Genomic DNA, 12144 nt, shown 5'->3' on the forward strand with positions numbered 1-12144 from the left:
CGTCCGACCATCAGTGGCGTGGCACCTGCACGGCGATCGGCGCGGTGTCGAGGTGTTCCGTCGTCGTGAGTCCGAGCACGCCGGCGACACGCTGCGCGACCGCCTCCGCGTCGGCGAACAGGTCGAAGCTGTGCACCCGCACGTAGTGCCAGCCGAGGCGGCGCAGGACGTCGGGGCGGAGCCGCAGCGACTCGCGGAGACTTGCGTCACCCAGTTCCTCGTCGCACTCGACGACGACGGCGCGGCCACCCCATGAGGCGACGAGCGCGAGCTTGCCGCGGTAGCCCATGTCGACCCGCATCCCGAGCGTCTCCAGACGGGTGGCGAGATCGACGAGCATCGGCTCGGCCTCGTGCGTCGCCTGGTCCTCGGAAGCACGTCGTGACGTGTCGGTGAGGATGCGGGCGAGAGCGAGGATGCCGTGCTGGATCCGGTTCTGATCGAGGTCCTCGGGACGCACGCAGGAGACGATCACCATGGACCGTCGGGCGCGCGTCATACCGACCGCGAGCAAGCGGTCGCCACCGGGCTGGCCCAGCGCGCCGAAGTCCGACAGGACCCGACCGTGCGGCGTCAGCCCGTATCCGATCGAGAAGATGACGCGATCGCGACTCTCGGCGACGGACTGCTCGAGCGTCAGGACGGTGAAGGGCTCCGCGCGCTCGCGGAGGAGGAAGTCGGAGAGGTCGGCACGACGCGCGAAGGCGGCGAGGACGGCCTGCTGGACGCGCACCGCGTGCTTGTCACTCGCCGTGACCACCATGAGCGACTCGCGTGGACGGTTCGACGCGTGCTCGAGGACGAGTTCGACGACCCGTTCGACCTCGACGTCGACGCTCTCCACGGCGCCGGTGACGGGGTCGGGCATGCCGAGTCCACCGGGCACGTAGTCGAGGCTCAGGCTGCCGTGGCCGAGGAACGAGCCCGCCCACGGGAGGGAGTCGATCTGGCCGCCGTAGAAGCGCTCGTTGACGAGTTCCGCGAGGTCCTCGCCACCGGCACGGTAGGACCGCGTCAGCATGAGGGTCGGGAGGACGGAGCTCAGCTGCTCGAGTGCGGACTCGCGGTGCAGTTCGGCGAGGTCGGCGTGCGGCTCCGGCGTCGCCTCCTGATCCGTCAGACGGATCTCGAACGGGGACGGGCTCTGCGTGACCGGGTCGCCGAACGCGACGACCTGGCGAGCGCGACGGATGGCGTCCACGTTCTCGGCGAGGAGGGTGGCGCCGGCGTCGACGAGGAAGACGGCGTCGAAGGACGCGCTCTCGGGGATCCGCGGCACCTCATACGGCGAGACGAGCCAGACCGGCGCGAGGACACGAGAGAGCGTGGGAGCCGCCTGCTCGAGCTCGGCGGCTCGAAGCGGTCGGTCGCGCTTCAGGAGCGAACGGAGGGCCATGCCCTCGGTCGCGTGGTCGACGAGGCCGATCTTCCAGGTGTCGGCGAGCAGCGAGGCGAGCAGCTGCCCGGAGGCGGAGGCGTGCGCTTCGTCCACGAGGCGGAAGTCGGACTCGAGGCGCTCGACGACACTCGTGTTCGCACCGAGCAGACCGCGGTCCTCGGTGAGGACGAGTTCGAGCAACGACTGCCACCAGGCGAGTTCGAGCTCATCGGCGAGGCGCGTCCGGGGCACGTGCCGCTGGGACAGGTCGATGATGAGCTCGCCGAGGCCCTGCTCACGCAGACCGGCGAGGATCGCGGTGCGCTCCTGGAGGTTGTGCAGGACCTCGGATTCGGCCGCGAGTTCGGAGATCGTCCGGACGAGGCTCGGGATGGCCAGGCGTCCGAGGCGGTCAGGGGTGTCGGCGATGCCGAGCGGCTGGTCGACGAGTTCGAGCTTCCCCGCGACCATGGCGTACGTCTGCTCGACGTCCGCGATGCCGAGCGGCACCTCCGGCGGCGCGCCGGTCGTCACGTAGCGCTGCCAGAGGGTGCGTTGCTGCTGGATCCGGCGGAGCGCGGCGTTCATGTCCGGCACGTGGGCACCGGGTCGCAGGTACTCCTTGGCGAGCGCCTTGAGACGACGGCGGCTGGCCGAGGACATGGCCGTCGAGTCCTTCCGCGGGCTCGTCGCGACGATGAGGTCGGCGAGCGAGCGGTCGAAGACGTCGGGCTGGAAGCGGTCGAGCGTCTCGCGGATGTCGGCGAGGAGTCGGAGGTAGATGCCGAGTTCGTCGATCGACTCGAAGGGACGCATCTGCGTCTGGCCGATGAGCCCGTAGGCGCGCTCGAGCAGCTGCGGGAGGTCCTTGCGGTGCAGGCGCTTGGCGAGCTCGTGCGTCTCCTGGGCCTCGGCGGTCGTGTCGAACGAGGCGCCGTACCACGGCGAGTCGCCGGGGCCGTATCGGAACTCACCGAGGGCGGCTGCACCTTCGAGCGCTTCGGCCGCACGGGAACGACCGGCGGCGAGCCCCACGAGCGTCTGGCGGTCGAGGCGGACGAGGGTCCCGGGCGGGTTCGGCAGCTTCGAGAGCTTGGAGAGCGCCTCGAGGGCGTCGATGACGGAGACCCGGAGGTCCGGGTCCTTCGCCTGCAGCGAGGTGCGGTAGTCGATGAGGACCCGACGCAGACGCACGAGGGCGTCGTCGACCTCCCCCACCTGCGGCGGGATCGCGCGCTCGTTCCGCGTGATCGCCTGGATGAGGTCGCGGCGGAGGGTCGACGGCGACGCGCAGAGGCCAGGGAGCCCGACCTTCGTCAGGCGGTGGCGGATGCCCTCGAGGGTGGAGCGGCGAGGGCTCACCACGAGGACGCGCTTGTGCTGGGAAGCGAGTACGCCGATGGCGTTCACGATCGTCTGGGTGCCGCCGGTGCCCGGGAGCGTGGTGACGACGAGCGAGTTGCCGGCGCCGATCTGCGCGATGACGTTCTCCTGCTCCACGTCGGCGTCGAGCAGCAGGGTGTCGGTCGACGGCGGGCGGTCGTCCTGGCCGGGCGCGTCCACCGGGGTGAAGCTGCTGCGCACGAGGCCGACCGCACCCTCGTCGCCGGCGACGGCGTCGAGGATCGGGTGGTCGAGCTTCGCGGCGTCGTCGAGCAGGGAGTGACCGACCGCGGCGAAGGACGAGACGAGCAGCCGGGGCTGGACCGTGAACCACTCGAGCCCCGCGGCGAGCGAGCGGAGGCGGTCGATCACGGGCTGCGGCTTGAAGACGCCGCCGGACTCGCTCAGGGCGACGAACTCGTCCGGGTCGAGGACGATGCCGAACTGCTCACGGAGCGCGCGGACGAGCTCAGGGTTCGCCGTCGTGGTGCCGCGGAGTTTGACCTCGAAGTCGCGGCCGTATCGACGGATGGCGAGCGGCCGCAGGAGGACCGGGGCGCTGAAGTCCTCACCCTGGTGCGTCCACTGGGCCAGACCGACGGCGAGGTGCACGGCGTCGATGCCGCGGACGGTCGCGAGCTCGATGCCCTTGGTGGTGATGCGGTCGGCGGCACGCTTCGCTCCGCGGAGGGCGATCTCGTCTCGGATGAGGTTCGACAGCAGCGTCGACTTCCCCGAGATGAACTGCGGCAGGCCTCCGGGGTGGGTGGAACTCAGTTCGACCCGGGTCGTCGGAGCATCGACGAAGTGCAGCAGGGGCGAGGGTCCGCCGACCGTGCTGAGCTGCTGACGCCAAGCGTTCAGCGCCGTGTCGACCACGCCCGCCGATGCCGCGACGGGACCCTCGCGGAGTTGCGACTCCGCTGCTTCCCGCTCGACTCCGGACGTCACGTCGCCGTCATCCCGTCTCTTCTCTAGCCGCCACACCCTTGCACCATACGTGCCAGGTAGGCGAAACGCCGGGAAGCAGTGCGGTTTTTCGTCGAGTCCGTCCAGGAAATGTGCGACGCGCGCGGCCGGCGTCCGTCAGGAGACGCCGAGGAGGCCGGAGAGCACCATCACCGCGGTCCCGCGCAGCACGATGTCCGAGCCCTGCTCGCTCATCCGGATCCGGACGCCGCCGTGGAACTCGGTCATGGTGCGTGCCCGGACGGTCTCGATCGCGGCGTCCAGCAGCACGCCGCCGAGCAGCTCCTCCGGGCCGCTCACGACGATCTCCGAGAGGTTCAGGGCACCGACGATGGCCGCGAGCGAGATACCGAGGCGTTCCCCGGCGGCCCGCAGGATCTCGTCGCGGCGCCGTTCGACCTCCGCGACCGGCAGGCCACTCCCGTCGACCTCGTCGAGCAGCTGCCGGAGGTGCGGGACGGCGAGCCAGGCTTCGAGGCACCCGCGCTTCCCGCAGGCGCAGAGGGGGCCACCGTCGGTACCGACGACCACGTGACCGATCTCGCCGGCCGCGAACCGGCTGCCGAACAGCGGGTGGCCGCCGACGAGCAACCCGGCACCGACACCGTTGCCGACGCTCACGAGCATGAGGTCGCCGTCTGCCCCACCGAAGCTGTACTCCGCGAGCACCGCCGCGTTGGCGTCGTTCGCGACGAGGACCGGGACCTGGGCGACCTGCTCGATCGCCCCCTGGAGGTCCACGTCCGTCCAGCCGAGGTTCGGGGCACTGCGCACCGTGCCGGTGATGTCCACGACGCCCGGCGAACCGACGCCGAGACCGAGAACCTCCACCGTCGCCTCGTCGACGAGGTCGGCGGCGAGCGCCACAGCCTTCGCGATCGCGGCCTCGCCCGTCGCACCGTCGAGGGGCACCTGCAGCATCGTCACGATGTCACCGTCGAGCGTGAGGACGGCACCGCGGAACAGCTCGGTGTCGGAGAGGTCGAGGCCGACGATCTGGAACTCGGCCCGGTTGATGTCGATGAGGGTGGCGGGTTTGCCCGGGCGTGCGGTCTCCCGCAACCCGACCTCGACGATGAGGTTGTCGGCGATGAGCGAGGCGACCAGGTCGGAGATGCTCACCCGCGTGAGGCCGGTGGCGCGCGCGATGTCGGCACGGCTCATGGCGCCGCTCGCGAAGAGCGTCTGGAGGACGAGCGCGCGGTTGTGGCCGCGGGCGTGCTCCGGCAGCACCTTGGCGTTCGGCCGCAACCGCCGGGCAGGTGTGTAGGGGAAGGACTCGATGCGCTCCGACGCGATCCCGCCGCCGTGTCCGAATCCGCCTGCAGTCATGCGATAAGTAAAGCAGGCTGCGCTTCATCGTGCGGCACCGCGATGTCACCCGATGGTCACCGCCGCGTCTCCTCTCGGGCACCTCCGGGACCGGTCGGGCGCGGAGCATCGTGGGTGTGAGGATCGCAATCGTGACCGAGTCGTTCCTGCCGCAGATGAACGGCGTCACCCACTCCCTGCTCCGCATCATGGAGCACTTCGCGGACCGCGGTGACGAGGTGCTCGTCGTCGCCCCGGGGGCCGGCGCCTCGACGCCGAGCCACCACGAGGGGTTCCGGGTGGACGGCGTGCCGTCGATCCCGCTCCCCCGCTATCGGAACGTGCGGGTGGCCGCTGGTGGTGTCGGCCGGATCGCCGAACTGCTGCGCGGCTTCCGGCCGGACGTCGTCCACCTGGCCTCCCCGTTCGTGCTGGGGTGGCGCGGGGTGCAGGCGGCCGAGCGACTCGGCATCCCCACGGTCGCGGTCTACCAGACCGACATCCCCGCGTATGCCGGACGGTACGGGTTCCCGGTGGCCGAGTCACTGCTCTGGCAGCACGTCGAACGCCTCCACGGGAAGGCGACGATCACCCTCGCGCCCTCGCGCCAGTCGATCGCGCAGCTGGAGGCGCACGCGATCCCCCGGGTCCGCCTCTGGGTCCGCGGTGTCGACGCGGTCCGCTTCTCGCCGGAGCGTCGCAGTGAGGCCTGGCGTCGGTCCGTCGCGCCGAACGGTGAGCGGATCGTCGGATACGTCGGGCGGCTGGCCGCGGAGAAGCAGGTCGCCGACCTCGCGGTCCTCGGCGGCCTCCCTGGCGTGAAACTGGTCGTAGTCGGCGAGGGACCGCTCCGCGCAGCACTCGAACAGCGACTCCCCGACGCGGTCTTCACCGGGTTCCTCGGCGGCGAGGAGCTCGCGGTCGCGATGGCGGGACTCGACGTCTTCGTCCATCCCGGCGAGTCGGAGACCTTCTGCCAGACGATCCAGGAGGCGATGGCGTCAGGCGTGCCCGTGGTCGCGACCGGGCGCGGTGGTCCCGTGGACCTCGTCGACTCCAGCCGGACCGGGTGGCTGTACGAGCCGGGCAGGCTCGAACAGCTGCGCGGCTTCGTCCAGGACCTCGTCGGCGACGAGGTGAAGCGTACGGCGTTCGGTGCCGCGGCCCGGGCCGGCGTCCTCCCGCGGAGCTGGAAGAGCGTCAGCAGCGCGCTCATCGGCCACTACAGCGACGCCATCGAACTCCACCAGGGAGCGCGGACGCAACGCGGCGGACTCGACCCTCGGTCGCCGGTCCCCCGCGTCATTCGTCCGGGTAGCGGACGCCGATCTGACGCCTGACCTCGTCGAGCGTCTCCATGATCGCGACCGTCTCGGCCAGCGGCAAGAGGTCGCCGGAGAGACGCCCTTCGGAGACGAGCCGTTCGAGCTCCCAGGCCTGGAAGTGCATGCCGCGGCCCTCGACCTCGGAGCGGTACGTCTCGACGACCTCGCCGCTCGTGTCGTACACCCGGAACGTCGTCGCCGTGTACCACACCCGATCGAACTCGATCCATCCTTCGGTGCCGACGATGGCGGCGCGGTTCGGGCCCACGGTGTTGCTCGCGGAGAGCGTGTTCGCCACCTGACCGTCCGCGTAGCCGAAGATCGTCGCGACCTGCATGTCGGCGCCCGTGTCGCGCAAGGCGGCGGTCGCCTGGATCGACGTCGGGGTGCCGAAGACCGCCGAGGCGAAGGAGACGGGGTACACGCCGAGGTCGAGCAGGGCTCCGCCGCCCAGTTCGAGGTTGTTCATGCGGTGGTCGGGGTCGTCGGAGAGGAGCTGCGTGTGGTCGGCGACGAGGCTGCGCGGCTGCCCGATCACACCGTCCGCGAGCAGCTCGCGGAGGCGGACCATGTGCGGGAGGAACCGGGTCCACATCGCCTCGAGGACGACGAGGCCCCGCTCTGCGGCGAGCGCGACGACCGCCTGCGCCTCGGCGGCGTTGAGCGTGAAGGGCTTCTCGATGAGGACGTGCTTCCCGGCGTCGAGGGCGAGGACCGCCTGCTCGGCGTGGAACGGGTGCGGGGTCGCGATGTAGACGACGTCCACTTCGGGATCGGCGACGAGGGCCTCGTACCCGACGTGGACGTTCGGGATGTCGAACTCGGCGGCGAACGCGGCTGCGGTGTCCGCCGACCGCGAGGCGACGGCCCGGACGTCGAATCCGTGTCGGCGGAGGTCGGCGGTGAAGCTCCTCGCGACGCCTGCGGGGCCGAGGATGCCCCATCGCAGGCCGGCTGAGGAACCCGCGGCTGCACTCCCCGGGGCTGGCTGGTCGGTGTGCTGATCCGTCATGGCTCTCCTTCGATGCGCGTTCCAGCAGCCTACTGGAGGGCCTCGACCAGGCCTCCGGGTTCGGGGCTAGCCCTGCTCGCTCCGGCCGCGCTGCGCCGTAGGCTGAAGATTCGACCACGTCCGCCATCCCGCCGCGGACCCGGTCCGTCTGTTGGGGGAAGCACTGTGGGGGCAATCGAATCGAGCGGACGCCGACGCGCCGTCCGCAGTGCCCGGGCAGTCGCGCTCGGTGTCGCCGCGCTCCTTGCGCTGAGTGCCTGCGTCTCCGCGCCCGCGGCACCGCCGGTCACCGTCGTCGTCACGGAGCGGCCGGACCCGTCGCCCTCGGTCGCTCCCGTGCCGACCCAGACGGCGCGCGATGCTCTGCCGCCCGAACCGCAACCGATCGTCCCGAACGCCCCGGCGGAACCGGCGGAGCCGATCCCGGAGGGTCCGGCATACGACCTCGGACCTCGCGACGGGGCGCTCGGTCCGGTCGTCTCGGACGCCGACGGCAATCCCATCAGCTACACGGTGGTCGCGGGCGATGTGTTCTTCGACATCGCCCAGCGCTTCGACCTGCCGCAGCAGCAGTTGCTCCGGATGAACCCCTCGATCCCCGGCTTCGGGCTGGACATCTACATCGGCGACATCGTCAACCTCGACTGGACGACCACGCGCTGAGTGCCCGGCCGGCCAGCGCCGGTCGGGCACTGCCGCTCAGCCGAACGGGATCGTGCCGACGAGCACGCCCACCACGAGCATCACGAGGGACACGATCGCCGCCCGCCACAGGACCTTCTTGTGGTGGTCACCGAGGTTCACGCTCGCCAGCGAGACGAGCAGGAGGATCGCCGGGACGAGGGGGCTCTGCAGGTGCACCGGCTGCCCGGTGATCGACGCCCGCGCCATCTCGACGGGTTCGATGCCGAACGTCGACGCACTCTCCGCGAGGACCGGCAGGATGCCGAAGTAGAACGCGTCGTTGCTCATGAAGAAGGTCATCGGGATGCTGAGCACGCCGGTGATGACGGCGAGGAACGGGCCGAGTTCGTTCGGGATGATGTCGACGATCCAGTCGGCCATCGCCGTGACCATCCCCGTCCCGTTGAGCACGCCGATGAGCACGCCGGCCGCGAGCACCATGGAGACGACACCGACGATGCTCGGTGCGTGGGCGACGATCTCCTTCGACTGCTGGGCCAACCGCGGGAAGTTCACGAGCAGAGCCACCGCGGTGCCGACCATGAAGACGTAGGGCAACGGCATCAGGTCGACGACCAGCAGGGTCATGACGGCGATGGTCAGGACGAGGTTCACCCAGATGAGCCGCGGTCGGAGCGTGTCGCGGTCGGGGTCGAGCATCGTGTCGGCCATCGCGGTGTCGTCCGGGCGCACCAGGGTGGCGAGGCGCCCGCGGGCACTGGTCGAGAAGGTGGTCGCCATCCCGCCGGTAAGCGGGTGGTCGGCGGGTCCCGAGCCGGAGCCCGGCGCTGCGACCCCCCTCGGGTCCGCTCCGAGGAGGTCCACGCCGGCGAGGCGCTTCCGCTCGCCGAGTCCGAGGAACCAGGCGAAGACGAAGACGAGGACCAGACCGGCGGCCAGCGAAGGGAGCATCGGCACGAAGATCTCCGTCGGTGAGACGCCCAGGGCGGAGGCGGCACGGACGGTCGGCCCGCCCCACGGGACGATGTTGAGGGTGCCGTTCGCGAGCCCGGCGACACAGGTGAGCACGACCGGGTTCATCCCGAGGCGCAGGTAGATCGGCAGCATCGCCGCCGTGGTCACGATGAAGGTCGTGGATCCGTCGCCGTCGAGGGAGACCGCGCCGGCCAGGAGGGCCGTGCCGACGACGATCTTGGCCGGGTCGTTGCCGAGGGCGCGGACGATGAACCGGACGAGCGGGTCGAAGAGACCGACGTCGATCATGATCCCGAAGTACATGATCGCGAACATGAGCAGGGCTGCGGTGGGCGCAAGGCTCCCGATGGCCTCGATGACCATGTCGCCGAGACCGAGGCCGGCACCCGCGAACAGTCCGAAGACCGTGGGGACGATGATGAGCGCCACCATCGGGGTGAGGCGCTTCGTCATGATCAACACCATGAAGGTGAGGATCATCGCGAATCCGAGAATGACCAGCATGTCGACTCCTTCGTCTGCGTGCACCGCCGTGTGCACGACGTGACCCGTCGCGGTGGCGCACAGGAGGCGCCGGATGCTGCGGGTGTTCCCGGAACCGTACGGGAGCGGCACGGAGCTGTCTCGCTTGTGGGCGTTCGCCGCGGATCTGCCGATTCCGTCGACTTCTGCGCATTCTGCTCATCCGGCCGCTTTCGGCACCGTCTCCGCGAGCGCCGTACCATCGGAGCCATGACCGGCGATGGAGCGGAGAGGGCGGAACGGCGCAACCGACGCTCGAGCTTCGCGGCGCAGGTCCTCGTCCTCCAACTCATCGTGGTCACGGCCGTCGTCGTGGTGTGCACCGGGGTCTACGCGTGGATGAGCAGCGAACGCCTCGTGCAGGAGGCCCAGTCGACGGCGTTGGCGATCGCCCAGAGCGTCGCGAGCGACCCGGACGTCCGATCGGCCGTGACCCTCGAGGCGCGCACCCCGGGGACGCCTGAGGCCGCCGAGCTGCGGACCTCGTCCCTGCAGGCCCTCGCTGCCGAGGTCCGCGCACGGACCGGCGCGCTCTTCGTGGTCCTCACCGACGAACGCGGGATCCGCCTGGCGCACCCGGATCCCGACGAACTCGGACGCCAGGTGAGCACGAGCGCCGAGGCGGCGCTGTCCGGCCGGGAAACCGTGTCGTGGGAGACCGGGACCCTCGGTCCTTCCGCGCGCGCCAAGGTGCCCGTGTTCGCGGCGGAATCGACGGACACCGCCGGAGCCGTCGTCGGCTCGGGCGCCGGGGAGGTCGTCGGAGAGGTCAGTGTGGGGTTCGCCCCGCAGCGGGTCTTCGCCGACGTCGCGCGGGAGACGATGCTGGTCGCGGGGGCCGCCCTCCTGGCGTTGACCATCGGCCTGGTCGCGTCCATGCTCATCCGGCGTCGTCTGCGGCGTTTGACCCTCGGCCTCGGGCCGGAGGAGCTCGCCGCGCTGGTGCAGAACCAGGCGGCCGTGTTGGGCGGCGTCGGCGAGGGGGTCGTCGGCGTCTCCCCCGGCGGGATCATGACGGTGTGCACCGAACAGGCGGCGCGGCTGCTCGGCGTCGACGCGACCATCGGCCGGCGCTTCGACGAGCTCGACCTGCCCGAACGACTCCTCGCCCTCGTCGGGGACGACGCACCGACGCAGGTCCCGACCCAACTCGTCGTCGGTTCCCGGGTCCTCTTCATCGACGTCCGGACGGTGTCGCAGGACGGCGTCGACCTCGGCCGCGTCGTCGTCGTGCGCGACCGCACCGACGTCGAGGCGCTCACCCGGCGACTCGACGCCGTCGCGACGATGACGACCGCCCTCCGCGCGCAACGGCACGAGTTCGCGAACCGCCTGCACGCGATCTCCGGCCTGCTCGAGACCGGTCAGGACGACGAGGCTCGGGACTACCTTGCGAACGTGCTCGACCACGGACCGCTGAAGTACCCCGTCCAGCATGCCGATCGCCTGACGGAACCGTACCTGCAGGCGTTCCTCGGTGCGAAGGGGGTCGAGGCCGCGGAACGCGGGGTGCTCCTGACCATCGGATCCGAGACGCTCGTCACGGGGTCGCTGTGCGATCCTGAGGACGTGACCACCGTGCTCGGCAACCTGCTCGACAACGCCGTCCGGGCCGCCGTCGCCGGTTCGGCCCGACCCGCTTGGGTCGAAGTCGAGGTCCTCGACCACGGCTCCGAGCTGCACTGCTCCGTGATGGACTCGGGCGACGGCATCGTCCCCGCCCCGGAGGCGACCGAGCCACGTCCGCCGGTGGACTCCACCGGCGAGGATCCGGACGCGATCCACGGACAGGGGTTCGGTCTCCCCCTCTCCCGTGACATCGCACGCCGACGGGGCGGCGAGGTCTGGCTCGCATCGCCCGGCGTCCCGGGCAGCCACGGCGCGGTGTTCTGTGCGCGACTGCCGGGGACCGTCGATCCGATCTCGCCCGAAGGGAGCGACGACTGATGCCCACCGAACTCACCGTCCTCGTCGTCGACGACGACTTCCACGTGGCGCGTCTCCACTGCCGGATCGTCGACGAGCTGGACGGGTTCCGCGCGCTCGCACCCGTGGGGTCCGCCGCGGAGGCCGCGCGCAGCGTCGCCGCGGAGCGTCCGGACCTCGTCCTCCTCGACGGGTACCTCCCCGACCGGAACGGCCTCGACCTCCTCGTCGACCTCCCGGTCGACACCATCGTCGTCTCGGCCGCGTCGGACGGCGCATCCATCCGGAGAGCGTTGCGATCCGGGGCGCTGGGGTATCTCGTGAAGCCGTTCGCCCCACAGCTGTTGCAGGACCGACTCGCGGCCTACGCCCGTTTCCGGAACGTCCTCGGCGAGGCCGTCAACGCCGACCAGGAGACGATCGAACGAGCGCTGCGGATCCTCCACTCCGGAGACACCGCAGCACCGACACGATCGCGGTCCGCGACGGAGACGGCCGTCCTCGAGGCGGTGTCGGCCGTGGAAGGAGAGCGCTCGGCAGCAGAGGTCGCGGAGCTGGTGGGCGTCTCCCGCGCCACGGCCCAGCGGTACCTGTCGGCCCTGGCGGGTCGGGGACTGCTCACGACCCAGCTGCGATACGGCACGACCGGTCGGCCGGAACACCGCTACGCCCTCGCCGAGCGCTCCCGCTGAGGCGGA

8 protein-coding genes are annotated in these 12144 nt (G+C 70.9%); 4 read left to right on the forward strand and 4 right to left on the reverse strand.

Annotation, left to right across the window (positions count from 1 at the left end; all coding sequences use genetic code 11):
• Positions 1-10: 10 nt before the first annotated feature.
• Positions 11-3748 carry an AAA family ATPase gene (locus tag QRN27_RS03195; RefSeq protein WP_502929462.1) on the reverse strand — a complete coding sequence of 1246 codons (3738 nt, stop codon included), beginning with the start codon at positions 3746-3748 and terminating at the stop codon, positions 11-13.
• Between the two features lie 99 nt (positions 3749-3847).
• Positions 3848-5062: an ROK family transcriptional regulator gene (locus QRN27_RS03200; protein WP_194669437.1), complete on the reverse strand. Its 1215-nt coding sequence runs from the start codon at positions 5060-5062 to the stop codon at positions 3848-3850.
• Between the two features lie 116 nt (positions 5063-5178).
• Here QRN27_RS03200 and QRN27_RS03205 point away from each other — a divergent pair, with 116 nt between their 5' ends.
• Positions 5179-6381 (forward strand): glycosyltransferase family 4 protein, encoded by a 1203-nt coding sequence (locus QRN27_RS03205; protein ID WP_285040696.1) that lies wholly within the window; start codon positions 5179-5181, stop codon positions 6379-6381.
• On the opposite strand, the gene QRN27_RS03210 is transcribed toward QRN27_RS03205, so the two are convergent.
• Entirely contained in the window at positions 6344-7378 is a 1035-nt protein-coding gene (locus QRN27_RS03210; protein WP_285040697.1) for a Gfo/Idh/MocA family protein, read from the reverse strand. The two genes, QRN27_RS03205 and QRN27_RS03210, sit on opposite strands and share 38 nt — an antisense overlap.
• A gap of 165 nt (positions 7379-7543) precedes the next feature.
• Between QRN27_RS03210 and QRN27_RS03215 the strand changes: the two genes are divergently transcribed.
• Positions 7544-8041 carry a LysM peptidoglycan-binding domain-containing protein gene (locus tag QRN27_RS03215; RefSeq protein ID WP_285040698.1) on the forward strand — a complete coding sequence of 166 codons (498 nt, stop codon included), beginning with the start codon at positions 7544-7546 and terminating at the stop codon, positions 8039-8041.
• 36 nt (positions 8042-8077) lie between these two features.
• Here QRN27_RS03215 and QRN27_RS03220 read toward each other — a convergent pair whose 3' ends face one another.
• Entirely contained in the window at positions 8078-9502 is a 1425-nt protein-coding gene (locus tag QRN27_RS03220) for a CitMHS family transporter (RefSeq protein ID WP_056011421.1), read from the reverse strand.
• Between the two features lie 228 nt (positions 9503-9730).
• Between QRN27_RS03220 and QRN27_RS03225 the strand changes: the two genes are divergently transcribed.
• Both QRN27_RS03225 and QRN27_RS03230 read left to right on the forward strand, forming a co-directional pair.
• Positions 9731-11467 (forward strand): sensor histidine kinase, encoded by a 1737-nt coding sequence (locus tag QRN27_RS03225; protein WP_285040699.1) that lies wholly within the window; start codon positions 9731-9733, stop codon positions 11465-11467.
• Positions 11467-12138 (forward strand): response regulator, encoded by a 672-nt coding sequence (locus QRN27_RS03230; protein ID WP_285040700.1) that lies wholly within the window; start codon positions 11467-11469, stop codon positions 12136-12138. Before QRN27_RS03225 ends, QRN27_RS03230 begins: the two co-directional genes overlap by 1 nt.
• The last annotated feature ends 6 nt before the right edge of the window (positions 12139-12144 follow it).

Source organism: Plantibacter sp. LMC-P-059a, assembly GCF_030209505.1.
In the GTDB taxonomy this organism is placed as follows: domain Bacteria; phylum Actinomycetota; class Actinomycetes; order Actinomycetales; family Microbacteriaceae; genus Plantibacter.